Annotated in this window: 22 protein-coding genes; 12 read left to right on the forward strand and 10 right to left on the reverse strand. The window is 75.2% G+C overall.

The window, feature by feature from the left end; translation table 11 throughout:
• Nucleotide 1 precedes the first annotated feature (1 nt).
• The 4 genes from BDZ31_RS01080 to BDZ31_RS01095 form a co-directional block, all read right to left on the reverse strand.
• Nucleotides 2-1201: an acetyl-CoA acetyltransferase gene (locus BDZ31_RS01080; protein ID WP_183338151.1), complete on the reverse strand. Its 1200-nt coding sequence runs from the start codon at nucleotides 1199-1201 to the stop codon at nucleotides 2-4.
• Entirely contained in the window at nucleotides 1201-2613 is a 1413-nt protein-coding gene (locus BDZ31_RS01085; RefSeq protein WP_183338153.1) for a 3-oxoacyl-[acyl-carrier-protein] synthase III C-terminal domain-containing protein, read from the reverse strand. Before BDZ31_RS01085 ends, BDZ31_RS01080 begins: the two co-directional genes overlap by 1 nt.
• A 2-nt stretch (nucleotides 2614-2615) precedes the next feature.
• Entirely contained in the window at nucleotides 2616-3455 is an 840-nt protein-coding gene (locus BDZ31_RS01090) for an SDR family NAD(P)-dependent oxidoreductase (protein WP_183338154.1), read from the reverse strand.
• A gap of 332 nt (nucleotides 3456-3787) precedes the next feature.
• The gene (locus BDZ31_RS01095) at nucleotides 3788-4372 is read right to left on the reverse strand and encodes a TetR/AcrR family transcriptional regulator (RefSeq protein ID WP_183338156.1); all 585 of its coding nucleotides are present in this window, start codon (nucleotides 4370-4372) and stop codon (nucleotides 3788-3790) included.
• Between the two features lie 264 nt (nucleotides 4373-4636).
• On the opposite strand from BDZ31_RS01095, the gene BDZ31_RS01100 reads away from it, so the two are divergent.
• Both BDZ31_RS01100 and BDZ31_RS01105 read left to right on the forward strand, forming a co-directional pair.
• Nucleotides 4637-5650 carry an amidohydrolase family protein gene (locus BDZ31_RS01100; RefSeq protein ID WP_183338158.1) on the forward strand — a complete coding sequence of 338 codons (1014 nt, stop codon included), beginning with the start codon at nucleotides 4637-4639 and terminating at the stop codon, nucleotides 5648-5650.
• The gene (locus BDZ31_RS01105) at nucleotides 5647-6504 is read left to right on the forward strand and encodes an alpha/beta fold hydrolase (RefSeq protein ID WP_183338160.1); all 858 of its coding nucleotides are present in this window, start codon (nucleotides 5647-5649) and stop codon (nucleotides 6502-6504) included. The genes BDZ31_RS01100 and BDZ31_RS01105 overlap by 4 nt, the downstream gene beginning before the upstream one ends.
• A 17-nt stretch (nucleotides 6505-6521) precedes the next feature.
• Here BDZ31_RS01105 and BDZ31_RS01110 read toward each other — a convergent pair whose 3' ends face one another.
• The gene (locus BDZ31_RS01110) at nucleotides 6522-7178 is read right to left on the reverse strand and encodes a TetR/AcrR family transcriptional regulator (protein ID WP_183338162.1); all 657 of its coding nucleotides are present in this window, start codon (nucleotides 7176-7178) and stop codon (nucleotides 6522-6524) included.
• A gap of 151 nt (nucleotides 7179-7329) precedes the next feature.
• On the opposite strand from BDZ31_RS01110, the gene BDZ31_RS01115 reads away from it, so the two are divergent.
• The 9 genes from BDZ31_RS01115 (at nucleotide 7330) to BDZ31_RS01155 (ending at nucleotide 17609) form a co-directional block, all read left to right on the forward strand.
• Entirely contained in the window at nucleotides 7330-8124 is a 795-nt protein-coding gene (locus tag BDZ31_RS01115; protein ID WP_221242773.1) for an SDR family NAD(P)-dependent oxidoreductase, read from the forward strand.
• The gene (locus tag BDZ31_RS01120) at nucleotides 8121-9323 is read left to right on the forward strand and encodes an acyl-CoA dehydrogenase family protein (protein WP_183338164.1); all 1203 of its coding nucleotides are present in this window, start codon (nucleotides 8121-8123) and stop codon (nucleotides 9321-9323) included. The genes BDZ31_RS01115 and BDZ31_RS01120 overlap by 4 nt, the downstream gene beginning before the upstream one ends.
• Complete coding sequence (locus BDZ31_RS01125; protein ID WP_183338166.1) at nucleotides 9320-10429, forward strand: phosphotransferase; 1110 nt, start codon at nucleotides 9320-9322, stop codon at nucleotides 10427-10429. The genes BDZ31_RS01120 and BDZ31_RS01125 overlap by 4 nt, the downstream gene beginning before the upstream one ends.
• Nucleotides 10430-10554: 125 nt before the next feature.
• Entirely contained in the window at nucleotides 10555-11997 is a 1443-nt protein-coding gene (locus BDZ31_RS01130) for an aldehyde dehydrogenase family protein (protein WP_183338168.1), read from the forward strand.
• A gap of 55 nt (nucleotides 11998-12052) precedes the next feature.
• A complete protein-coding gene (locus BDZ31_RS01135) occupies nucleotides 12053-12760 on the forward strand; it encodes a FadR/GntR family transcriptional regulator (RefSeq protein ID WP_183338170.1) in 708 nt (235 codons plus the stop codon).
• Nucleotides 12761-13062: 302 nt separating this feature from the next.
• Nucleotides 13063-13860, forward strand: a complete 798-nt coding sequence (locus BDZ31_RS01140) for a gamma-glutamyl-gamma-aminobutyrate hydrolase family protein (protein WP_183338172.1) — start codon at nucleotides 13063-13065, stop codon at nucleotides 13858-13860.
• Nucleotides 13857-14660, forward strand: a complete 804-nt coding sequence (locus BDZ31_RS01145; protein WP_183338174.1) for an SDR family NAD(P)-dependent oxidoreductase — start codon at nucleotides 13857-13859, stop codon at nucleotides 14658-14660. Before BDZ31_RS01140 ends, BDZ31_RS01145 begins: the two co-directional genes overlap by 4 nt.
• A complete protein-coding gene (locus BDZ31_RS01150) occupies nucleotides 14657-16024 on the forward strand; it encodes a glutamine synthetase family protein (protein WP_221242774.1) in 1368 nt (455 codons plus the stop codon). The genes BDZ31_RS01145 and BDZ31_RS01150 overlap by 4 nt, the downstream gene beginning before the upstream one ends.
• 112 nt (nucleotides 16025-16136) lie before the next feature.
• Nucleotides 16137-17609, forward strand: a complete 1473-nt coding sequence (locus BDZ31_RS01155; RefSeq protein ID WP_183338176.1) for an APC family permease — start codon at nucleotides 16137-16139, stop codon at nucleotides 17607-17609.
• Nucleotides 17610-17677: 68 nt separating this feature from the next.
• On the opposite strand, the gene BDZ31_RS01160 is transcribed toward BDZ31_RS01155, so the two are convergent.
• A complete protein-coding gene (locus BDZ31_RS01160) occupies nucleotides 17678-19162 on the reverse strand; it encodes an MFS transporter (protein WP_183338178.1) in 1485 nt (494 codons plus the stop codon).
• A gap of 84 nt (nucleotides 19163-19246) precedes the next feature.
• On the opposite strand from BDZ31_RS01160, the gene BDZ31_RS01165 reads away from it, so the two are divergent.
• Nucleotides 19247-19837 carry a TetR/AcrR family transcriptional regulator gene (locus BDZ31_RS01165; protein WP_183338180.1) on the forward strand — a complete coding sequence of 197 codons (591 nt, stop codon included), beginning with the start codon at nucleotides 19247-19249 and terminating at the stop codon, nucleotides 19835-19837.
• Nucleotides 19838-19867: 30 nt separating this feature from the next.
• Here BDZ31_RS01165 and BDZ31_RS01170 read toward each other — a convergent pair whose 3' ends face one another.
• The 4 genes from BDZ31_RS01170 to BDZ31_RS01185 all read right to left on the reverse strand — a co-directional run bounded on the left by BDZ31_RS01170 (nucleotide 19868) and on the right by BDZ31_RS01185 (nucleotide 23556).
• On the reverse strand, nucleotides 19868-20632 hold the full coding sequence (locus BDZ31_RS01170; protein WP_183338182.1) for a DUF427 domain-containing protein: 765 nt from the start codon (nucleotides 20630-20632) through the stop codon (nucleotides 19868-19870).
• A gap of 103 nt (nucleotides 20633-20735) precedes the next feature.
• Nucleotides 20736-22409: an MFS transporter gene (locus tag BDZ31_RS01175; protein ID WP_343075497.1), complete on the reverse strand. Its 1674-nt coding sequence runs from the start codon at nucleotides 22407-22409 to the stop codon at nucleotides 20736-20738.
• Entirely contained in the window at nucleotides 22406-22909 is a 504-nt protein-coding gene (locus BDZ31_RS01180; protein WP_183338184.1) for an RDD family protein, read from the reverse strand. The genes BDZ31_RS01175 and BDZ31_RS01180 overlap by 4 nt, the downstream gene beginning before the upstream one ends.
• 14 nt (nucleotides 22910-22923) lie before the next feature.
• Entirely contained in the window at nucleotides 22924-23556 is a 633-nt protein-coding gene (locus BDZ31_RS01185) for a hypothetical protein (RefSeq protein WP_183338186.1), read from the reverse strand.
• Nucleotides 23557-23684 lie beyond the last annotated feature (128 nt).

The raw sequence follows: 23684 nt of genomic DNA on the forward strand, positions 1-23684 counted from the left end.
CTCAGCCGACCTCCGCCGCGCGTTCGCCGCCGAGCACCGAGACGAACGCGACGCACTCGCCCGGCCAGCCGCCGAGGTTCTGCGTCATCGCGAACCTGCCGTCGAGGTCGAGCTGCCGTCTGCCGGCCTCGCCGCGCAGCTGCAGCCAGCACTCGAACAGCATCCGGATGCCGGAGGCGCCGATCGGGTGGCCGAACGACTGCAATCCGCCGTCGGGGTTGACCGGCAACATGCCGTCGCGGTCGAAGGCGCCGTCGAGGACCGCTCTCCACGAGGTCCCGCGCGGCGTGAACTGGAGGTCCTCCATCAGCACCAGCTCGGTGACGGTGAAGCAGTCGTGGACCTCGGCCATCCCGATCTGCGCGGGGACGTCGGTGACGCCCGCCTGCCGGTACGCCTCGCGGCCGGCCGCGGCGACCTCGGGGAAGCCGGTGTAGTCGTAGGCGGGGTCGATCGCGCCGGTGCCCGGCCCGACCGCCATCCCCATGCCGTGGACGTAGATCGGCGTGTCGGTGTACCTGTGAGCGTCCTCGGCGCGGCAGACGATCGCCGCGGCGCCACCGTCGGTGAGGCCGCCGCAGTCGAGCAGGCTGAGGTTGCCGGCGAGGTTCGGCGTGCTCGCGATCCGCTCCTTGCTGATCAGCTGCCGGTAGGCGGCGCGCGGGTTGTCGACCCCGTTGGCGTGGTTCTTGTACGAGATGTGGGTGAGCGCCGTCTTCAGCTCCTCCGGGCTGATCCCGTACGCCGCCAGGTAGCCGTCGGAGAGGTAGCCGAAGAGGCCGGGCGGCGTGATCTCCAGCAGCGTGCCGTCGCCGGGCGGCGGGGTGCCGGGGACGCCGGCGGTGCCGGTGTCGCCGGTCTTCTCCGCGCCGATCGCCATCGCCACGTCGTAGGCGCCGGAGGCGACCGCGAAGCAGGCGTTGCGGAACGCGTCGGAGCCGGTGACGCAGAAGTTCTCGTTGCGGCTGACGGGCTTGCCGTCGAGCTTGAGCGGCTTGGAGAGCGTCGTTCCCGCCACGCTGGAGGCGTACGTGCCGAGCCAGAAGGCGTCGACGTCGCCGATCTCCAGCCGCGTCGAGGCGACCGCCTCCAGCGCCGCGTCGACGAGCAGGTCGTCGACGCCTCTGCCGGGCAGGTCGCCGAAGCTCGTGCAGCCCATCCCGACGATCGCGACGCGACCGCCGATCCCTCTCGCGGCCATCAGTCCTCCTCCATGACGGGGCGCGCCTTCCAGAAGTAGTTGTGCTGTCCATCGCGCGTCGCCATCACGCGGAAGGTCAGCGCGACGCGCCGGCCGGGCACGAGGTCCTCCGGCGCCGTCTCGGTCAGCTCCAGCTCGGCGCGCCCGCCGCCGTCGAAGTCGACGACGCCGAAGACAGCCGGCGGGCTCGGCGACCAGGCGAGCCGGTCGACCGTGTGCGCGACGAGCCTCCCGCGCACCTCGCGCATCGGCTCGCGGTCCATCCTGTCGACGGCGCGACAGGCGTGGCAGACGCGCTGGGGCGGCAGCTGGCGCGTGCCGCAGGCGCGGCAGCGGGTCGCCTCGATGCCGAACTTCCACGCGCGGCGGCGATGCGCGACCGGCGCCGCCGGCGGCGCGGGCGCCGCCTTGCGCGGCGGCTCGACGTCGATCAGCCCCCGCCACGAGAGGTAGCGCCCGTACGGGAGGCCCTCCCGCGCCGCCGCGAGCTGGCGCGCCAGCGGATCGGCGGCCTGCGCCCGCCGCTCCGCGAGCAGTTCGGTCGCACGGAAGACGAGCGCCTCGACGCCGTCGCCGACGGCGAGCAGGACGATCGTCTCGCCCGCCGCGGCGCGATCGAGCGCCGCCACCAGTCCGAGGCCGGCGTCGGCCGCGCCGGCCGCGCCGATCTCGCCAGCGAGGTCGACGAGCGCCTCGGCAGGAACGCCGGCGGCCCGTGCGACCGCACGCCGGGCGCGCGGGTTGGCGGCCGCGACGACCAGATGCCTGACGTCGTCGGCGGCGACGCCCGCGGCGGCGAGCGCCGTCGCGGTCGCGTCGGCGGCGAGGCCGGCAGAGATCTTCGCCCCGAAGCTCTCCTCCCACCGGCGCGGCACGGCCGCCTCCGGCAGCCGCCAGCGGTCGAGATGCTCCTCGGTCGCCGCGCCGCTGCCGATCAGCTCCGCGACGACCGGCTCGTCGCCGCCGGTCGCGACGAATGCGGCGGCGCCGTCGCCGCCGCCGAGCTCGTCGGGCCCGTTCGGCGCGCCGACGCGGATGTCGGACAGCACCGCGAGCGCGGGAGCGGGCGACTGGAGCGCGGCGCGCAGCGCTCCGGCACCGGAGCGGACGGCGCCGGCGACGTCGGTCGCACCGACGTCGCGCGGCAGGCCGAGCGCGGCGTGGATCGCGGCGGCATTGGTCTTCTCGAGGTAGGCCGGGCGGCTCGTCGCGAACCAAATCCACGACGGCGCGAGCAGGTCGCCGGCGAGCGCGCGGCGGGCCGCCTCGACGCCCATCGTCGTCGTGTCCTCGTCGAAGCAGGCGACGGCGCGGCGGCCCTGGCCGCCACCGGCGCCGTGCGCCGCGCGCACGGCGGCCGCGTCGAGCCGGTGGACCGGGACATGGGTCCCGTAGCTGATGACCCCGGCCACGGTCAGGCTGCCTCGGCCGCGGCGGCGAGCGCCTCGTGGCGGAGTCTCCAGTCGGCGCTGCCGCGCGCGCGGAAGTCGGTCACGAACCAGCTCGCGCCGATCCCGCCGCCGCCGTCGACGAGCAGGCTCTGCCCGGTCATGTAGGCACTGTCGTCGCTCGCCAGGAAGGCGACGGCGTCGGCGATGTCGGCCGGGCGGCCGAGGCGGGCGAGCGGGACCTCGCGCTCGAACAGCTCGCGCGCGCCGGTCGCCAGCAGGTCCGCGGTCATCGCGGTCTCGGTGACGCCGGGCATCACGGCGTTGACGCGGACCCGGTGGACGCCGAGCTCGTACGCCATCACGGCGGTCAGCATGTTCAGCGCCGCCTTCGCCGAGCAGTAGGCGGAGAAGAAGGCGGCCGGCTGGACGGCGCCGGAGGAGGAGGTCATCACGATCGAGCCGCCGTTGCCGCACTGCGCCATGCGGCGGGCCGCCGCCTGGCAGACGAGGAACGTGCCGGTGACGTTGACGTCGAAGTGACGGCGCCACGTCCGTGCCGAGACGTCGAGCACCGGGCCGACGCGGCACCAGCCGGCGTTCGCGTGGCAGACGTCGAGGCGGTCGAAGCGGCCGACCGTCTCGGAGAAGAGCGCGGCGACCTGCGCCTCGTCGGTCTGGTCGCAGGCGACGCCGACGGCCTCGGCGCCGCCGGACCGCAGCTCGGCCGCGATCCGCTCGGCGCCCTCGCCGTCGAGGTCGGCGATCACGACGCGCGCGCCCTCCGACGCGAGCTTGGCGGCCGTCTCGGCGCCGATGCCTGACGCGCCGCCGGTGACGAGCGCGACCTTTCCTTCGAACCGCATCTGCTCTCCCAAGTCAATGAATGCTCATTTACTTCGCGACGAAGATAGACGAGCGCTCGGCGACCTGTCAAGCCGTCCGGTCGGAACGAGGCGCGACGGCAGCGCGCCGTCGGCACGTGGGGCGCGGCGCGCGAGGCGCGGGCGAGTACGGCGGGGCGAGTGTGCAGCGGGCGCGTGCAGCCGGTGCGAGTGCGGCCGGAGCACCTGCGGCAGGCGCGGCGGCGGGGGCACGTGCGGCGAGGGACGTGCCGGCGAGGCGCGAGCCGGCGAATCGGCGCGCCGCGGTCGTGCGCCGGCGCACTCGCCTCAGCGCTGCGGCCGCGCGGCGGCGGTCAGCGGTCGACGACGCCGACCATGCGCAGCGCGAGCTGCACGTGGAGGTCGGCGATGCGGCGCGGTGAGAGCGACGCCTGCAGCCAGTACGGCTCGGTCACCATCACGCACATGTCCATGATCGCCATCGCCGTCGCCCGCTGGGGCGGCATGTCGGCGCTGTCGAGCAGGGCGAACTCGCCGACCTCGACGCCCTGCTCCAGCACGTCCTGCAGCAGACGGCGCGTCGCGCGACGGGCCTCGGCGATCTGCTCAAGGTCACCTGGAGGGAGGAACTCCATGTCGCGCACGCTGACACGCGACTCGCGTGGGAAGCGCGTGTAGAAGAGCACGTAGGTCTCGACGAACTCGCGCAGCGCCTCGGCCGGGCGGTCGACCCCCTCGACCGCCGCGCGCAGCTGCCGCAGCAGGTCGCTGTGGGCCTTGCTGATGATCGCGTGCAGCAGCGCTTCCTTGGAGGGGAAGTGGTTGTAGAGCGCGCCGACGGTCACGCCGACCGCCGAGGTGACCTCTCTCACGCTCGTCGCCATGAACCCCTTGCGGTGGAACAGCTCGACGGCCGCGTCCTCGAGGCGGGCCCGCATCTCGGGCGCTCTCAGGCGGACGGCGCGGGGCGGGCTGGTTGTTCTTCGCTGGGCCAAGGAATTCCTCTCCGCCGCCGATCCGGCGCTCGGCGACGGCAGGAGAGATTAGCCCTCGCCGCCGGCGGCGGCGACGCCTCCTCCGCGCGGGGAGCGACCCGCCGCTCGAACTAGGTGAATGAGTGCTCATATAATAGCGGCGCGCGCTCGACCTGAACGAGCGCACAGGCAGCTGCCCTGCGTGACGTCCACACGAAAGGAATGCGCGTGCCCCACGAACGCACCCCCGTCATCGACGTGTGCGGGATCCTCTACGACGCGCCGAGCTGGGAGGCGTACCTGCGGACCTTCGCCGCGCGCACGCCCGCCTACCTCTCCGTCTTCGCCGGCCGCTTCGCCGTCCTCGCCGGCCTCGACCCGCGCGTCGTCGCCGAGACCGCGCGCCGCGACCCGGTCGCGGCCGCGGAGCTGCTGATCGCCGCCGGGACGCTCGACGCGGACGTGCGGGCCCACGTCGAGGCCCTCGACCGCGACGGCGTGCGCGCGCAGGTGATCGCCGGCGGCCATGCCGAGCTGGCGAGCGGCGACGGCACGATCAACGATCGCGTCGCCGCGCTGGCCGCGGAGGCGCCGGGGCGGCTGGTGCCGTTCGCGGGGCTCTCGCTGCGGGAGGGCAGCGACGCCGTCGGAGAGCTGCGCCGCTGCGTCGGCGAGCTCGGGATGCGCGGCGCCGCGATCACGCACTTCCTCGACGACGCCGATCCGCTCGGCGCCGCCAGCCGCGCCGTCTACGTCGAGGCCGAGCAGCTCGGCGTGCCGCTGTGGATCCACACCGGGCACAACCTCTCCTCCCGCCACCGTCCCGACCACTGCACCTGGCGCGAGCTGGACGCGATCGCGCGCGACCATCCGCAGCTGACGCTGATCGCCGGCCACGGGGGCTGGCCGTGGGTGCTGGAGATGGTGTCGATCTGCCAGCGGCACGTGAACGTCCACCTGGAGATCTCCAGCCACCGCCCGGCGCGCATGGCGATCGCCGGGTCCGGCTGGGAGCCGCTGCTGGCGCACGGTGCGACGACGATCCGCTCGAAGGTCCTGTTCGGGACGATGAGCTGGGTCCACGACTGCTCGATCCGCGAGCTGGCCGACGAGGTCGAGCAGCTCGGGATCGGGGATCGCACGGCGCGCCGCTGGCTGCACGACAACGCCGCGCGGGTGCTCGGCCTGCCTCCCGGCGAGGCGCCGCCCGCCTCCGCCCGCGCGCAGGAGGCGGTGCGATGAGCGCCACGATCACGACCGACCGGATCGAGCTGCCCGGCGGCCCGTTGGCGATCCACCGGGCCGGCGACGCCGGGCCGCCGCTGCTCCTGCTGCACGGCGCGATGCTCGACACCGCGAGACTGCTGTGGCGCAATGTGATCCCGGCGCTGTCGGATGCGTTCCAGGTGGTCGCGCCGGACTGGCCGCGCCACGGCGGCAGCCGCCCGTGGTACGGCTTCCTCGACCAGGCCGCGCTGGCGAGCTGCGTCGACGCCGTGCTCGAGCACTGCAGGTTCGAGCGGGCCGCGATCGCCGGCCTCTCCCTGGGCGGCGGGGTCGCCGCCGGCTACGCCGCCGCGCGCCCCGACCGGGTCAGCCGCCTCGTGCTCATCAACCCCGGCGGCATGGAGGGCCGCCGCGCCTGGCAGCGGACGACCTGGCTGACGATGCGCACGCCCGGCATGCTGCGGCTGCTCACCCGCCTCTATCCGCCGGCGCGCGTCCGCGCCGGCCTCGCCCGCGCGCTGCCGGCCGGCGAGCGCGCGCCCGACTTCGACGCGATCGTCGCGCTCGCCGAGCGGGAGCTGCGCGCCAAGCGCGAACACGGCGAGCTGCTGCTCGACGACTGGCAGATCGCCTCCTATGGCTGGAGCCGGATGCGGATCGACCACCGGCCGCTACTGCCGCGGATCGCCTGCCCGACGCTGCTGGTCCACGGGCTCGAGGACAGGCTCGTGCCGCGCGCCTCTCTCGTCGAGGCCGCGCGGCTGCTGCGGGACGCGCGGCTGGTCGACGTCGAGGGTGCGGGCCACGCGCTGCCGCTCGACAGACCCGAGCGGCTGCACGAGGAGATCCGCGCCTTCGTCGCGGCCTGAGCGCCGCGGCGGCGCGGTCAGGCGCCGGCGGCTCCGCGCGATCTCGGCGCCGCGCGGCGCCGCGGGCGCGGGGCCGCCGCCTGCACCAGCCGCAGCGCCATGTCGCCGTAGTGGTAGGCGACCTCGGATTCGCCCAGCGGCCCGCCCTCGCGGTACCAGAGCGAGACGCCGATGCCCATCTCCAGGATCGCGTAGGTCGACAGCTGCGCCGACGCCGTCTCGAAGCGGCCCTCCGCGATGCCGCGCTCGATCAGCGCCTGCCAGCTCTGTGCGTAGCGGCGGCGCAGCTCGCGGATCTCGCCGCGGGCCGGCTCGTCGAGGCTCGCGATCTCGCGGTTGCCGACCTGCACCTCGAGCGGATGGCGGGCGTGGTAGCGGACGTGGGCCTCCATCGAGCGGCGCAGCTGCTCGGCGCAGTCGTCGGTGGTCCGCAGCACGCGTTCGTGCTCGTCGAGCAGCGTCGCCATCGTCGCGACCATGATCTCGCGCAGCAGTGTCTGCTTGGAATCGACGTGGTTGTAGAGGCTGGAGGCGCGCATCCCGACCGCCTCCGCGATGTCTCTCATCCCGGTCCCGTAGTAGCCGCGCTCGGCGAACAGCCGCACGGCGGCCGCACGGATGTCGTCGCGACGTGGAGTGGCCGAAACCTCGGAGGGCGTCGCGTGCGCGGGCATCGCGCCAGTCTACCGGCCGCCGGATGGGCGCAAAACCGTCCATCGACGAATCGTGAATCGGCCGTCAATGCGGCGATCAGCGAGCTCGTACGGCATACTGACGAATCATCATTAGCCTGTGCTGGAGAGAGCAGATGAAGCGAGGGACCCGTTGACTTCCTGGACCACGACGAGCGCGGTGGCCGATCGCGAGCCGGGCTTCGCCGGCAGGGTCGCGTGGGTGACCGGCGCCAGCCGCGGCCTCGGCCGCGCGCTCGTGCGCGCGTTCGCCGACGCGGGCGCCGAGGTGGTCGCGACCGCGCGCTCCGCCGACGCGCTCCACGAGCTCGCCGCGGAGGTCCGCGCCGCGGGCGGGACGATCCATCTCGCGCCCGGCTCGGTCGCGAGCGAGAACGACCTGGCCGATGCGATCGCATCGATCGAGGCGTACACCGGACGGCTCGACGTGCTCGTCAACAACGCCGGCGTCAGCCCGTCGTTCCGACATGCGGAGACCGTGCCGACCGACGAGTGGCACGAGGTGCTCGACGTCAACCTGACCGGCGCCTTCCTCGCTCAGGCGCGGGCGCTGGAGCTGCTCGCCGCCGATGGCGGCGGGGCGGTCGTCAACGTCTCCTCCGTCCACGGCGTCTCCGGCCACGAGCGGCTTGCCGCCTACAGCGCCAGCAAAGGCGGCCTGGAGGCGCTGACGCGTACGCTGGCGGTCGAGTGGGCGCCGCGCGGCGTACGCGTCAACGCGGTCGCGCCGGGCTACCTGGAGACCGACATGACGAGCGGGCTGCGCGCGCACGACCGCTGGTCGCAGGCGCTGCTGGACCGCATCCCGATCGGCCGCTTCGGCACCGTCGAGGAGGTCGTGCCCGCCGTGCTCTTCCTCGCCGGCGACAGCGCCCGCTACATCACCGGCACGACGCTCTCGATCGACGGAGGATGGACCGCACGATGACCGACTTCGCCATCTCACCGGAGCTGCGGGAGCTGCGCGATCGCGTCGCGGCCTTCGTGCGCGAGATCGTCATCCCGGCCGAGGCGCGCGACACCACCGGCCACGGGCTCGACGACGGCCTGCGCGCCGAGCTGCAACAAGCAGCGCGCGCCGCCGGCCTGTTCGCCCCCACGGTCGCGGCCGAGTACGGCGGTCTCGGCCTGGACCATCGCGCGCAGGCGGTGGTCCTGGAGGAGGCCGGCTACTCCCTCCTCGGCCCGCAGGCGCTCAACTGCGCCGCGCCCGACGAGGGCAACCTCCACCTGCTCGCCAGGGTCGCCGACGCGGCGCAGCGCGAGCGCTACCTGCGCCCGTTGGCGGAGGGCAGGATGCGGTCGTGCTTCGCCATGACCGAGCCCGCGCCCGGCGCCGGCTCGGACCCGTCGATGCTGCGGACCGAGGCGCGCCGCGTCGACGGCGGCTGGTCGATCAGCGGCCGCAAGTGGTTCATCACCGGCGCCGAGGGCGCCGCTTTCACGATCTGCATGGCGCGCACGTCCGAGCAGATCGAGGCAGGCAGGGGCGCGACGATGCTGCTCGTCGACGCCGACAACCCCGGGATGCGGATCGAGCGGATCGTCGACGCGATCGACCGCAGCTTCCCCGGCGGCCACGCCGAGGTCGTCTTCGACGACTGCCGCGTCGGCGACGACGCCGTCCTCGGCGAGGTCGGCGAGGGCTACCGCTACGCGCAGGTGCGTCTCGCCCCCGCGCGCCTGACCCACTGCATGCGCTGGCTCGGGATCGCCCGCCGCGCGCTCGACACCGCGCTCGACCGCGCAGCCGAGCGCGAGGCGTTCGGCGCCCGGCTCGGCGATCTCGGGATGGTGCAGGAGAAGATCGCCAGATCGGTGATCGACATCGAGACCAGCCGCCTGCTGATCGCGCGGTGCGCATGGGTGCTCGACCAGGGTCGCTCGGGCGGCCGCGAGTCGTCGATCGCCAAGGCGCACGTCGCCGAGGCCGTCGACCGGGTCGTCGACCGCGCCGTGCAGATCTGCGGCGCGCTCGGGATCTCCGGCGACACGCAGCTGGCGCGCTACCTCGCCGAGGTGCGGCCGTTCCGGATCTACGACGGCCCGACCGAGACCCACCACTGGTCGATCGCCCGACGGACGCTGCGCGAGCGCGCCGCCGCGCGCGCGGAGGCGACGGCGTGAGCCGGCGCACCCCGCCCCCGGGCGACGGGAGGCGCGCGGTCGCGACCGACGACGTCGTCGCGACCGCCGCGCAGGCGCGCGGGCTGCCGCGTCCACCGCTGCTCGTGCTCGAACCGCTCGCCGCCTTCCTCGACGCGCATCGGATCGGCAGCGGCCCGATCGACGCGCGGCCGATCGGCGACGGCCACTCCAACGTCACCTACGGTCTGCGGCGCGGCGACGCTCACGTCGTGCTGCGGCGCCCGCCCCGGCCGCCGCTGCCGCCCTCAGCGCACGACGTCGTGCGGGAGGCGCGCCTGCAGCGTGCGCTGGCTGGCCACGCCCGCGTGCCCGAGATCCTCGCGATCTGCGACGACGAGTCGATCCTCGGCGTCCCCTTCTACGTGATGGGCCACGTCGCCGGCGCGGTCGCCGGGCCGACCCTGCCGCCCGCGCTCGACGCCCCCGGCCAGCGCGGGCGGTTCGGCGCGGAGCTGGTCGACGCGCTCGCCGAACTGCACGCGGTCGACGTCGAGACGGCCGGCCTCGGCGGCTTCGGCCGCGGAGCGGGCTACCTCGCCCGCCAGCTGCGCCGCTTCCGCGGGCTGTGGGCGCAGTACGCGACGCGCGACCTGCCCGACCTCGACCGCACCGCCCGCTGGCTGGAGGAGCACCTCCCCGACTCGGGGCCCGCGACGCTCGTCCACGGCGACTACCGGCTCGGCAACGTCGTCTTCGAGCGCAGCGACGAGCTGCGGCTCGCCGCGATCCTCGACTGGGAGCTTGCGACGCTCGGCGACCCGCTCGCCGACCTCGGCTACCTGACCGCGACCTGGGCCGAGCCCGGCGACGACGAGACGCCGATGCTCGCGCTGTCGGCCGCGACCCGGCTGCCCGGCTTCTCCAGCCGCGACGACCTGCGCGAGCGCTACGCCCGCCGCACCGGCCGCGACCTCGAGCGGCTCGCCTGGCACGAGACGCTCGCGACCTGGAAGGCGGCGATCTTCCTCGAGTGCAGCTACTCCCGCTACCTCGCAGGCTCGACCGACGACCCCTACTTCGGCACGCTCGCCGAGGGCGTCCCGCAGCTCGCGCGCGCCGCCGCACGACGGATCGCCGCCGGCTGATCGCCGCGCCCCGCGGTGAGCCGGCGCCACACCAAAGCATCAAAGCGCTACTCTGCGATCCATTCCGTGCGGCCCGCGGCGATCGCGGGCCGCACGATCGCCCCAGCGAACCAGGAAGGTTGCCCGTGGTCACGCCCGCGAACCCGCTCGAGCTCATCGACGGCCGCATCGCCACCCCCGCCGAGCGACTCCCCGGCCTGCTCGAGGACCCCGACGACGGCAGTGCGCTCGGACCGCAGCGGGCGAGCGCCCCCAAGGCGGTCGAGCTGGCGCTCGCGGCCGCCGACCGCGCCTGGGAGGACGGCGGCTGGAGCGGGCTGCCGGTCGACGCGCGCGCCGCGGCGCTGGAGCGACTGGCCGACGGCCTCGCCGCCCGCGCCGAGGAGCTGGCGCTGCTCGACGCACTCGACAGTGGCGTGCCACTCGCGATTACGCGCGCGATCGCCGGCTCGCTGGCCGGCACGCTGCGGGCCGCGGCCGCCGAGGCGCGCGCCGCCGGCGAGGCGCGGCCGCTGGAGGCCGGCGGCCGGCGGGTCGAGGTGCTGCGGCTGCCGTGGGGCCCGGCGCTGCTGCTGACGCCGTGGAACGCCCCGGCGGCCGCCGCCGCGAGCAAGCTCGCCAACGCGCTCGCGGCCGGCTGCCCGGCGATCCTCAAGCCCTCCGAGCTGGCGCCCTCCTTCTCGCGCCCGCTCGCCGAGGCGGCCGTCGAGGCCGAGCTGCCGCCCGGCGCGCTGCAGATCGTCCACGGCGGCCCGGAGGTCGCGCAGCGGCTGCTCGGCGACCGGCGGGTGCGCGTCGTCGCGCTCACCGGCGGGCAGGCGACCGGCCGCGCCGTCGCGGCGGCGACGGCGGCGCGGATGGTTCCGCTGCAGCTCGAGCTGGGCGGCACCAACGCGGCGCTGGTCACCGACGACGCCGACCTCGGCGCCGCGGCCGAGGCGCTCGCCGCCGGCATGACGAAGCTCAACGGCCAGTGGTGCGAGGCGCCGCGGCGGATCCTCGTCGCCGCCGCGCGCCACGACGAGCTGGTCTCCGCGCTGGAGGCGGCGCTCGCCGGCCGGACGGTCGGCAGCCTGCGCAACGAGGCGACCGACGTCGGCCCGCTCGCCCACCGCGACCACCTCGCGCGCGTCCGCGCGCAGGTGGCGGCGCTCGGCGGCGAGGCGCTCACGCCGTCGCCGGCGCCGGAGGGCGACGGCTTCCACCTCAGCCCCGCGATCGTCGTCGGGGCCCCGCCCGCGGCGGCCGGCGAGGAGATCTTCGGTCCGGTCGTCACCGTCCACCCGGTCGCCGACGACCACGAGGCGGTGCGGCTGGCCAACGCCAACGGCGACGGCCTCGCCGGCTACGTCTTCGCCGGCGACCGCGAGCGGGCCTTCGCGCTGGGGCGGCGGCTGCACGCCGGCGAGGTGCGGATCGGCGGCACCAACCTGGTCGACCTCGCGCCCGGCTCGACGCAGTCGTTCTGGGGTACGAGCGGGCTCGGCGCGCACGGCGCCCGCCAGGTGCTGGAGGCCTTCCGCGGCAGCCGGATCGTCGGCGAGGAGGACCCCTCCCTGCCGCTGTGACCGGCGCCGGCCGACCGCGCGGCGACTGCGGGTCAGCGGACCAGACTGCAGGCCAATGCCCTCCAGCCCCGAATCCGACGGCGAGCCGCTGGTCGTCGCGCCGGCCTATGCCGTCGTCGTCGACCACCTGCGCCGCGCGATCCACCTCGGCCGCTACGCCCCCGGCGACAAGCTGCCGCCCGAGCGGACCTTCGCCCCCCAGCTCGGCGTCTCGCGCGTCACCCTGCGCGAGGCGATCCGCGTGCTGGAGGGCGAGGGCTACCTGACGACCCGCCGCGGCGCGACCGGCGGCGTGATCGTGCTCGGCCACGGCGTGCCGCGCGAGCAGCTGCTCGAGCAGGTGCGCGAGCGCCGCGACGAGATCGTCGCGCTGCTCCAGTTCCGGCTCGTCAACGAGCGGCTGGCGGCCGAGCGGGCGGCGACGCGGATCGAGCCGCAGCAGCTCGACGAGCTGGAGCGGACGATCGCCGAGCTGCGCGCGGCCGAGGCGATCGGCGCCTTCCGCCAGGCCGACTCGGCCTTCCACCTGACGATCGCCCAGGCGGCCGACTGCGAGCTGCTGCGCAAGGCGGTCGAGGACGCGCGCGCGGCGATGTTCCTGCCACTCGACGCGATCGAGTACGAGCTGATCCGCGCCGCGACGCTGCGCGGCCACCAGCGCGTCCTCGCCGCGCTGCGCAGAGGCGACGCGGCCGCCGCCGGCCGCGCGATGGCCGCGCACGTCCGCGCCACCGAGCGCGAGCTCGACGCCGTCCTCGGCTAGCGCCCGCCCACGCCCCGCGCCGCCCGCCCGCAGCCCTCCGCGCGCCGCCCGCAGCCCTCCGCGCGCCGCCCGTCCACACCCCGCGCCGCCCGTCCGCATCCCTCCGCGCCGGCTCGCCGCCCGCCGGCCGGGCCGCCTTCGCGATCCCGGGGGTCGCGGCCATAAAGCATCAATGGTATAAACCTCATGCCAATTGGCGGGCGCGTTCGTCGCGGCCCGCCCGAGCGGAGAGGGAGCACGATGGGCGCACGGCGGCGGTCGACAGCGGACGGGCGGAGCGACGGGAGCGCTCCGCGGGCGCGATGAGCGCGCTCGCCTCCGCGGGGCCGGTCGCGGCAGCCGCGCGGCCGGCCGCCCCGCTGGTCGGGATCACCGGCCCGCGCCTGCACGCGGCCGAGATCTCGACGACGCCGCAGATCCTGCTCCACGCCTACTGCGACGCCCACTACGTCTTCTACCCGCAGGCGGTCGCGCGGGCCGGCGGCCTGCCGGTCCACCTGCCGCGGGAGGCCGACCCGGAGGCGGTCGTCGCGCGGCTCGACGCGCTCGTCGTCGCCGGCGGCCAGGACGTCGACCCGCGCCGCTACGGCAGCCAGCCGACGCCGACCAGCTCGAGAGTCGACCCCGGCCGCGACTCCTTCGAGCTGGCGCTGATCGAGGCGGCGCTCGCGCGCGGCCTGCCGCTGCTCGGGATCTGCCGCGGCATGCAGCTGCTCAACGTCGCCCGCGGCGGCACGCTGATCGACGACCTGCCGCCGGTGCAGGCGGTCGAGCACACGCTCGTGATCTACCCGCCCGAGGTCCGCGTCCACGCCGTCGAGCTGGCGCCCGGGACGGCGCTGCACGACATCTACGGGCCGCGGATCGAGGTCAACAGCTTCCACCACCAGGGGATCGGCGCGCTCGGCGCCGGGCTCGCGGTCGCCGGCACCGCGCCCGACGGGATCGTCGAGGCGGTCGAGCTGCCGTCGGCGTGCGCGATCGGCGTCCAGTGGCACCCGGAGATGCTGCCGGGCACCGATCCCCTGTTCCATTGGCTGCTGCGACAGGCCACCGACCACGAGGCGCGCGCCGCGCGCCAGGAGAGGAGAGCTCGATGAGCACCATCGCAACGCCGGAGCGCCGCGTCGACGGCGCCCGCCATCTCGGCAAGGTCGCGCTCGTGACCGGCGCCGCCTCCGGCATCGGCCGGGGGATCGCGCTGCGGCTGGCGCGCGAGGGGGCTCAGGTCGCCTGCCTCGACCTCAACGGCGACGGGGTGCGCGAGTCGGCGGCCGCGATCGAGCGCGAGCTCGGCGGCGGCCGCGCGCTGGCGCTCGACGTCGACGTGCGCGACCGCGCGCGCGTGCGCGCGGCGGTCGAGCGGACGGTCGCCGAGCTGGGCAGGCTCGACCAGCTCGTCAACGCGGCCGGGATGCTGACGATGACCGGCTTCGCCGACCTCACCGACGAGGAGTGGGACCGGACGATCGACGTCAACCTCAAGGGCTGCTTCGTGCTCGCGCAGGAGGCGGCGAAGGCGCTGACGCCGCGCACCGGCGCGATCGTCAACATCACGACGGTCGAGGCCGACGTGGTCGTGAGCTCGACCGGCCACTGCCAGCCCCATTACAACGCATCGAAGGGCGGGCTGAGAATCCTCACGAAGGCGCTCGCCGCCGAGCTGAGCGACCGCGGCATCCGCGTCAACGCCGTCGCCCCCGGCGTCGTCGACACGCCGCTGACCGGGATCGACCTCCACTCGCCGGAGGCGTGGGCCTTCATGGAGCAGCGGGTCCTGATCAAGCGGCTCGGGCAGCCCGACGACATCGCCGCGGCCGTCTCGTTCCTGCTCTCCGACGACGCCTCCTACATCACCGGCGCGCAGCTGCCGGTCGACGGCGGGTGGCTGGTCCGATGACGGCGCTCCAGGAGATGCCCGGTCGGCTGGCGCTCGACGAGCTGGAGGCGGCCGGGATCGAGACCGTGATCGTCGCCGCCCCCGACATGCAGGGCCGGCTGTTCGGGCGCCGGATGTCGCCGGCCCAGCTGCGCCGGCGCCTCGACGGGATCGACCTCTGCACCTGCACGCTGGCGTGGGACATCGACCAGTCGCTCGAGCTGCAGGTCGACTACGCCGGCTTTCACACCGGCTGGCAGGACATGCGCCTCGTCCCCGACCCGGCGACGCTGCGGCGGCTCGGCTGGCTGGAGGGGGTCGCGCTCTGCTTCGGCGACCTGCGCGACGACGAGGGGGCGACCGTCCCGATCGGCCCACGGGCGATGCTGCAGGGCCAGATCGAGCGGCTCGCGCAGCTCGGCTACGAGGCGCGGATCGGCAGCGAGCTGGAGTTCTACCTCTACCGCGGCACCCCCACGGAGGCGCGCGCCGCCGGCTACCGCGGGCTGACGCCGACGACCGAGCACCACGCCGACTACCTGATCTCGCCGGGGAACCTGATGGAGCCGTTCTTCGGCCGGCTGCGCCGCGGGCTGGAGGCATCGGGCGTCGAGCTGGAGCTGGAGCAGGGCGAGTGGGGGCTCGGCCAGTGGGAGGTCAACATGCGCTACGGGCCGCCGCTGGAGGCGGCCGACCGCCACGCGCTGTTCAAGCTCGCGACGAAGGAGGTGGCGACGCTGGAGGGACTGTGCGCGACCTTCATGGCCCGCCCCTCCAACGAGGCGATCGGCTCCTCCGGCCACGTCCACCTTTCGCTGCTCGACCGCGACGGCGGCGCGGCCTTCCACGACGGCGACGGCGAGCGCGGCCTGTCGGCGGCCTACCGGGCGGCGGTCGGCGGCGTGCTCGACCACGCCGCCGAGTTCATGGCCTGGTACGCGCCGACCGTCAACTCCTACCGCCGCGCCTCGCGCGACGAGCTGGTCGCCGGCGCCGGGGCGACGTGGGGCTACGACAACCGCACGACGACCGTCCGGACGGTCGGGGCGACGCCCGAGAGCCTGCGGCTGGAGCTGCGGCTCCCCGGCGCAGACGGCAACCCGTACCTCGTCTTCGCCGCGCTGCTGGCGAGCGTCGCCGACGGCCTCGAGCGCCAGCTCGACCCCGGTCCGCCGGTGCGGGGCAACGCCTACGAGCAGGAGCGCCGCCCGCTGCCGGCCGACCTCGCCGCGGCGGCGGCCGCGCTGCGCGGCAGCGCCGAGGCCCGCGCCGCCTTCGGCGACGTCGCCGTCGACCACTACGCCGCGGTCGCCGAGCACGAGTGGGAGCAGTTCATGGCGGTCGTCGGCGAGTGGGAGATCGCTCGCTACTTCGAGCAGATCTGAGGGAGCCATGTGGAATGAAGATCAGTCCTTGACAATGGACTGATCTTTATTCCATACTCGCCCCGACGCGCGGCCGTTGGGGCCGCCGCCTTTCTCGGAGGGAGAGAGCGTGATGGAGACGACGACGGTCGAGTCGCCGCCTGCCCGACACCAGCTCGAGCGCGGCGCGATGGGGGTCGGAAGCATCGTCTTCCTGGTCGTCGCGACCGCGGCGCCGCTGAGCGCGATGGCGACCGCGATGCCGGTCGCGGTCGCACTCGGCAACGGCGTCGGCGCGCCCGGCGCCTACCTCGTCGTCGCGCTCGTGCTGGCGCTGTTCGCCGTCGGCTACGCGGCGATGAGCCGGCAGCTGACCAACCCCGGAGCCTTCTTCGCCTACGTCGCCGCCGGCCTCGGTCCGCGGCTCGGGATGGCGGCCGGCTTCGTCGCGCTGCTCGCCTACAACATGCTCGTCCTCTACGTCGTCGGCCTCGTCGGCTTCTTCGCCCACCAGACCTTCGCCTCCGAGCTGAGCGTCGACATCCCGTGGGAGATCTTCTCCTTCGGCCTGCTCGCCTTCGCGCTGGTCGTCGGCATCCTTGGGATCGAGCTCAACGCCCGCGTGCTCGGGACGCTGCTGATCGCCGAGACGGCGCTGCTGCTGGTGCTCGCCGTCGCGACGCTCGTGACCGAGGGCCCGGGCGCCTATCCGCTCCAGTCGGTCAGCCCCGACGAGATCTTCAGCGGCGCCGTCGGGATCGGCTTCACCTTCGTCTTCATCTCCTTCATCGGCTTCGAGGCGACGGCGATCTTCGGCGAGGAGGCGAAGGAGCCGCGCCGCACCGTCCCGCGCGCGACGATGATCGCGATCGCCTTCATCGGCATCGTCTACCTGCTGTCGTCGTGGTCGATCATCGCCGCCTCGGGCGGCGCCGACGCGCAGGCCGCCGCGCTCGCCGACCCGGGGACGTTCGTCTTCGCCGCGGCCGGCTCGGTGCTCGGCGGCTGGGCCGTCCACCTGATGAACTGGCTGCTGCTGACGAGCTTGATCGCGGTCCTGATGGCGATCCACAACATGGCGACCCGCTACATCTTCGCGTTCGGCCGCGAGGGGGTCCTGCCGCGCCGGCTCGGCGAGACCCATCCGCGCCGCCGCACGCCCTACGTCGCCGCCTGCGCCCAGGCCGGCTTCGTCGCCGTCGTCGTCGCGATCTACGCGCTCGCCGGCGCCGAGCCGTACCTCGACCTCGGCAACCAGACCGCCGGCGTCGGCGCGCTCGGCGTGATCGGGCTGATGGCCGTCACCTCGATCGCGGTCGTCGCCTTCTTCTGGCGCCGCCCCGACCGCAGCCTCTGGCGCCACGTCGTCGCCCCGGGCCTCGCGGCGCTCGGCCTGCTGACCGCCTGCTGCCTGATCGTCGACAACTACTCGCTCCTGACCGGCAGCACCTCCAGCGTCGTCAACGCGCTGCCGTGGCTGCTCGTCGTCGCCGCGGCGATCGGCTTCGTCGTCGGCTGGAAGCGGCCGCCGCGCGCGCCGCTCGACGTCTTCGCCGAGGACGCCGAGGAGCCCGCGACCGCGCCGCCGGCGGCGGCGGCGCGCTGAGCAAGCGCGGGCGGCCGCCGCTCCGGTCCGACGACGGCGCCGCGGTCGGGCCGCGCGCCGTCGTCCGGTCAGACGCCGGCCGTCTGCCTGACCGGAGCCTCCGCCGGCTCCTCCCGCTCGCTGCCGGCCGCCGGGATCGCGAGCGCGATCAGGGCGCCGATCACCGCGGCGCCGGCGCAGATCGCGAACAGCGTGCGGTAGGCGCCGAGCGAGGGCAGCTCGTGGCCGCCGACGCCGATCGTCATCGAGGCGAGCAGGGTGCCGCCGATCGCGCTCGCGAGCGAGCTGCCGACGCTGCGGAAGAGCGTGTTGAGGCCGTTGGCCGCCGCGAGCTGGGATCTGCGCGCGCCGAGCAGGATCAGGCTCGGCATCGCGGCGTAGGCGATCCCGGTGCCGGCGCCGGCGATCGTCGTGCCGACGACGACCTGCCAGTAGGCGTCGACGAAGACGATGCGGAAGAGGAAGCCCAGCGCGACGATCGACGCGCCGAGCGCGAGCGTGACCTTCGGGCCGAAGCGGATCGACAGCTTCGCCGAGACCGGCGACAGCAGCAGCATCGCGACCCCGCTGGGCAGCATCGCGAGGCCGCCGGCGAGCACCGAGGAGCCGAAGCCATAGCCGGTCGCCTCCGGCGCCTGCACGTACGACGCCGTCCCGATCAGCGACGCGAACAGCGCGAAGCCGACCGCGAGCGAGGCGACGTTGGTGAGCAGCAGCGCCGGGCGGGCGTTGGCGACGACGTCGACCAGCGGCGAGGCGGCCCGCCGTTCGACGGCGACGAAGACGGCGATGCCGACGAGGGCGGCCGCCAGCAGGCCGACCGTGCGGGCGTCGCCCCACCCCCACGCGTTGGCCTGCGCGAGCGGGAGCAGCAGGCAGACGAGCGTCGCGCTGAGCAGGGCGGTGCCGCCGAGGTCGAGCCGGCCGCGACCCGTCCGCGGCGGGTCGCTGATCGCGGCGGCGATCCCGGCGAAGGCGAGCGCGCCGCCGCCGACGCAGGTCCAGAACAGCACGTGGTAGTCGGCGTGCTCGGCGACGAGCGCGGCGAGCGGGAGGCCGAGCGCCCCGCCGATGCCCAGCGTCGCGCTGACGAGCGCGATGCCGGCCGGCGCGCGCTCCTTCGGCAGGACGGTGCCGATCAGGCTGATGCCGAGCGGGATCGCCGCGGAGGAGAGCCCGGTGATCGCGCGGCCGACGATCATCACGGCGAGGTTGCTGGTGAGCGCGCAGATCAGCGAGCCGAACGCGAGCGCGACGACCGCCGCGAGCAGCATCAGCCGCTTGCCGTAGAGGTCGCCGAGTCGGCCGAAGACCGGGACGGCGACCGCCGCCGAGAGCAGCGTCGCGGTCAGCAGCCACTGGGTGCCGCTCGTCGTGCTGCCCAGGTCGGCCTGGATCTGGCCGAGGACCGGGACGAGCAGCGTCTGCGTCAGCGCGACGAGGACGCCGCAGATCGCGACGGTCGCGAGCGCGGCGATCTGCTGCGGCGACCAGCCGTCGGTGTCGGGCGGGTCGGCGACGGCGGTGGAGTCGGGGCGGGTGGCGTTGGACATGGGCCTTCCTGACAGTTTATGCCTCAAGGCAGAATATGCCACAATCGCGGAGGTGAACGCCCCCGCCCCGCGAACCCCTCGCCGATGAGCGCACGCGAACCCACCGACGGCGGATCGCTGCGCGAGCGCAAGCGCGCGGCGGCGAAGGCGCGCGTCGCCGAGGTCGCGATCGAGCTGTTCGCCGCCCACGGCTACGCGGCCGTCTCGGTCGCCGAGATCTGCGCCGCCGCCGAGGTCGCGCCGCGCAGCTTCTACCGCTACTTCCCGGCCAAGGAGGACGTGCTGCTCGAGCCGGTCCGCGAGATGGCCGACCGCGCGGAGGCGGCGCTCGCGGCCGCGCCGGCCCAGCTCTCCGACGCCGACGCGCTCGCGTTCGCGCTGCGCCGGCTCGCCGAGCACATGGTCGACCACTGGACGCGGCTGACCGCCTACTTCGACGTGATCCGCGAGACGACCGCGGTGCGCGCCTCGCCGCTGGTGCAGCTGGCCGACCGCGAGCGCTCGCTCGCCGACCAGCTGCTGGCGCGCCGCCGCGCCACGCCGCCGCCCGACTGGCAGACGCGGCTGCTCGTCGCCCGCTCCGTCGCCGCCTTCCGCGTCTGGCTGGACGAGGTGCGCGGCGGCGAGGTCGCCGACCCGCTCGCCCACTTCGACCGCATCCTCGCCGCCCGCTGAGCGGCATCCGGCGGCGGCCGGTCGCCGCTCTCAGCGCGCCTCGTCGTAGTCGCGCCACCAGCCGGGGCGGCCCCACGGCGTCTCGGGGCGCGGCTGGCGCTCGCCGTCGAGGTCGACGTCGACCGCCTCGTCGAAGAAGCAGATCAGGTCCCGCACGGCGAGCGCGTCGTGGCGCGGCCGGCGATAGGTCCAGGCGACGTTCTCCAGCAGCTCCCCGCCGACCCGCGCCGAGAAGTACGAGGCGACCCCCTTGTAGGCGCACTCGGTCCGCAGCGGGCTCGGCTCCAGCTCGGCGAGCACGTCGGCGCGCGCGAGGTACCAGCGGGTCGGCAGCCCGGTCTCGAACAGCGCGCGGGCGTGCCGGGCGTCGGCGAGCACGACGCCGCCGGCGGAGACGACGACGTGGCGCGAGGTCGGCCGCACGTCGATGCGGTGGTAGGGGTCGATCGCGTGGGCGACCAGCCGCTCGTCCTCCTCGAACCAGGCGTCGAGGTCGTCCCACGCGAACGAGACGTGGCCGTCGAGTCCGGGCGCGCCGGCGGGCGGGGCGACCGGCTCGAGGTCGGCGAGCCGCTCCCAGCGGACGTCGTCGCGCGGGACGAAGTAGCGCGCCAGCGCGCCGTGCCGGTGGAGCAGCTTCGCGCGGCGGCTGTCGATCACCGTCTCGCCGCCGCGCAGCGCGCGGACCCACCGCGGGGAGGGCTCGACGAACAGCAGCTCCCCGGCCGGGATCTCGACGTTGAACCGTCCCGCCGGCCGTTGCCCGAACGGGCCGGAGCCGATCGTCAGCGACATGCCACGACGCTAGCGGCGCGCCGCGAGCGCGTCCATCGCGCCGCCCGCAGTCGGCGCGTCCGCCGCCGGTCGCCGCCCTCGCCCGACGGCGGCGTCGCCGACCTCACCCGTCGGGCGGCCGAGCTGCTCCGCTGGCGCCGGCGCCGCGCCCCGGGAGCCGGCGCGTGAACCACAGCGACAGCAGCGCGGCCGCCGCGACCGCGCCGATCGCCAGCCGCAGCGCGTCGAGCTGCGCCGCGCCGTAGTGGTCGGCGACCGCCTGCGCGTCGGCCTCCGACACGCCCAGGTCGCGGGCGGCGCGCTCGACCTCGTCGACCGGGACGACGGGGATGCCCTCGCGCGCCACCTGCTCGACCTGCGCGCGCACCGCCGCCGGGATCTCCTGGTTGCGCTCGACCGCGTTGGCGAAGCCGGCCGTCAGCGCCGCGATCAGCACCGACCCGATCAACGCCGTCCCGAGCGAGGCGCCGAGGTTCTGCGCGGTGCCCTGCAGGCCGCCGGCCTCGTTGATCCGCTCCGGCGGGACCGACGACATCACGACGTTGCCGAGCTGGGAGACGAGCAGCCCCGCGCCGACGCCGAACAGCGCCAGCGCGAGCGCGAACGGCGTCGTGTCGAGCTCGACCTCGATCGTCGCCAGCAGCAGGATCGACGCGGCCGCGAGCGCGACCAGCCCCGCCTGAGCGACCCGCTTGGGGGCGAGCCCGGCCGCCAGCCGCGGGCCGAGCAGCGCCGCCGCGAACATCGTCACCGACATCGGGAACAGCCGCTTGCCGGTCTCGAAGGCGTCGAGCCCGAGCACGACCTGCAGGTAGACGGGCAGGACGAAGAAGGTGCCGAGCAGGATCAGCTGCTGGGCGACGAGCGTCGAGAGGCCGGCCCGCAGCGCGGGGATCCGCAGCAGCGCGCGGTCGAGCAGCGTCGAGCGCCCCTGCTGCTCGCGCCGCTCCTCCCACGTCGCGAACAGCGCGAGCGTGCCGAGGCCGGCGAGCACGAGGAACGGCACCGCCGAGAAGCCGAGCGGCGTGATCTCCCGCCCGCCGATCGTCAGCGCCCCGCGCGGCAGCACCCAGCCCCACTCGCTGCTCTTCAGCACGCCGAAGACGGCCAGCCCGAGGCCGAGCGCCGACAGCGCGACGCCGACCACGTCGACGCCGCCGCCCGCGCGCGCCGCCGACGCCCCGGCGCGCAAGATCCGCCGGGCGAGCAGGATCCCGACGACGACGACCGTCTCGCCCGCGAAGACGTAGCGCCAGCTCAGCTCGGTCGTCACCCAGCCGCCGATCAGCGGGCCGGCGGCGATCGCGGCGCCGGCGGTCCCGCCGATGACGCCGAACGCGACCGCTCGCGCGCGGCCGTCGTAGAGCGCCGCGACGAGCGCGACGATCGCCGGGATCACGAGCGCCGCGCCGAGCCCCTCGACCAGCGACCAGCCGATCAGCAGCACGGTCAGGTTCGGGCTGAGCGCGGTCGTCAGCGAGCCGAGCCCGTAGACGGCGAGCCCGATCGCGAAGGCCCGATCGCGCCCGAGCAGGTCGCCGAGCTTCGCGCCCGCGAGCATGAAGGCCGCCATCACCAGCGTGTACGCGGTGATCGCCAGCTGGACTCCCTGGATCGTCGTGTCGAGGTCGGCGACGATCTGCGAGATCGAGACGTTCATCACGCTGCTGTCGAGCACCATCACGAACTGCGCCGCCGCCAGCACCGCGACCGGCAGCCACGCCCGGCGCCGGTCGGCGGCCGGCGGCGCGGCGAGGTCGTCGCTGCCGGCCCTCACCGATCCTCCGGGCGCGGGTGAGGCCGGGCTGCGGCGCCGCGGGCGGGGCCGTCGGCGTCGACGACGACGGTGCCGGCGACGCGGTCGTGGAAGCCGCGGCGGCGGTCGTCGACGAGGATCGGGAGGAAGCCGGCGAACAGCGGGATCGCGGCGAGCGTCAGCGCGACGAAGCGCAGCAGCGCCCGCCGCGGCGAGATCGTCGCCCCGTCCTCGTCGCAGACGCGGAAGCGCATCAGGCGCGCGCCGGGCGTCTGCCCCGTCGTCGACCAGCAGACGGCGAAGTAGGCGACGGTCCAGGTCAGGTAGGCGGCGCCGCCGACGGCGAGCGCGACCGGCTTCAGCTCCGAGGGCAGCGTCAGGACCGTGAAGGCGAGCGCGACGGCGGCGGCGGTCGCGATCGCGACCGCGTTGAGGAGCACGGCGTCGGCGGTGAAGGCGATCGCCCGCGTCACCAGGCCGACGTACCGGCCGGGCCGCGCCGCGGTGGCGGCCGCAGGCATGCGGCCGGCGAGGCTCACGAGGGCCCGGCCCGCCCGAGCGGCACCAGCGCGTCGTCGGGCGGCGGCGGGCGATGGAGGAAGCGGCGCGCGAAGCGCTCCAGGCGCGCGTCGGCGCGGCGCGAGCGCTCGCCGACCTCCTCGGCGACCTGGTCGGCGAGGCCGCTCCCCTGCTGCGCGATCGCCTCGGTCACCGCCGGGCTGCGCGCGATCTCCTCGACGACACGCCACAGCTCCTCGCTGGCGAGCACCCGCGCGACGCTCGCGTCGAGCAGGCGGCTGTCGAGCAGCTGGGCGACGAGCCGCTCGGCGCCCGCGCTCTCCAGCGCCTGCGCGACGAGGTCGGCGGTCAGGCGGCTGTCGAGGGCGCGCTCGACCATCCGCGCCGTCGCGGGATCCTCGGCGACGCGCGCGGCCAGCCGCGTCACCGTGTCGTCGTCGAGCGCCGTCGCGACGACGCGATCGACGAGCGGGCTGCGCATGACGAGGTCGACGGCGTCCGCGGCGACACGCGAGCGCAGCGCCCGCTCCAGCGCCGCCAGCGCGGCCCGCGACGCCTCCTCGCAGCCGCGGCGCGCGGCGCGCCGCGGCAGCCGGGCGACGGCCGGTCCGAGGCCGAAGGGGTCGACGAGGCGCGCTGCGGACGTCACAGGCAGACGGTCGCACCGGCCCGCCCGCGCGCGCAAGGTGACCGACACCCCAACCGTCGGTGGTGCGCACCCCAGCACGCGCGAGCAGCGGACGACGCCGGCGCGCCAAGTTGCGGACTGATGGCGGC

The sequence above is a fragment of the Conexibacter arvalis genome (genome assembly GCF_014199525.1).
Classification (GTDB): Bacteria; Actinomycetota; Thermoleophilia; order Solirubrobacterales; family Solirubrobacteraceae; genus Conexibacter; species Conexibacter arvalis.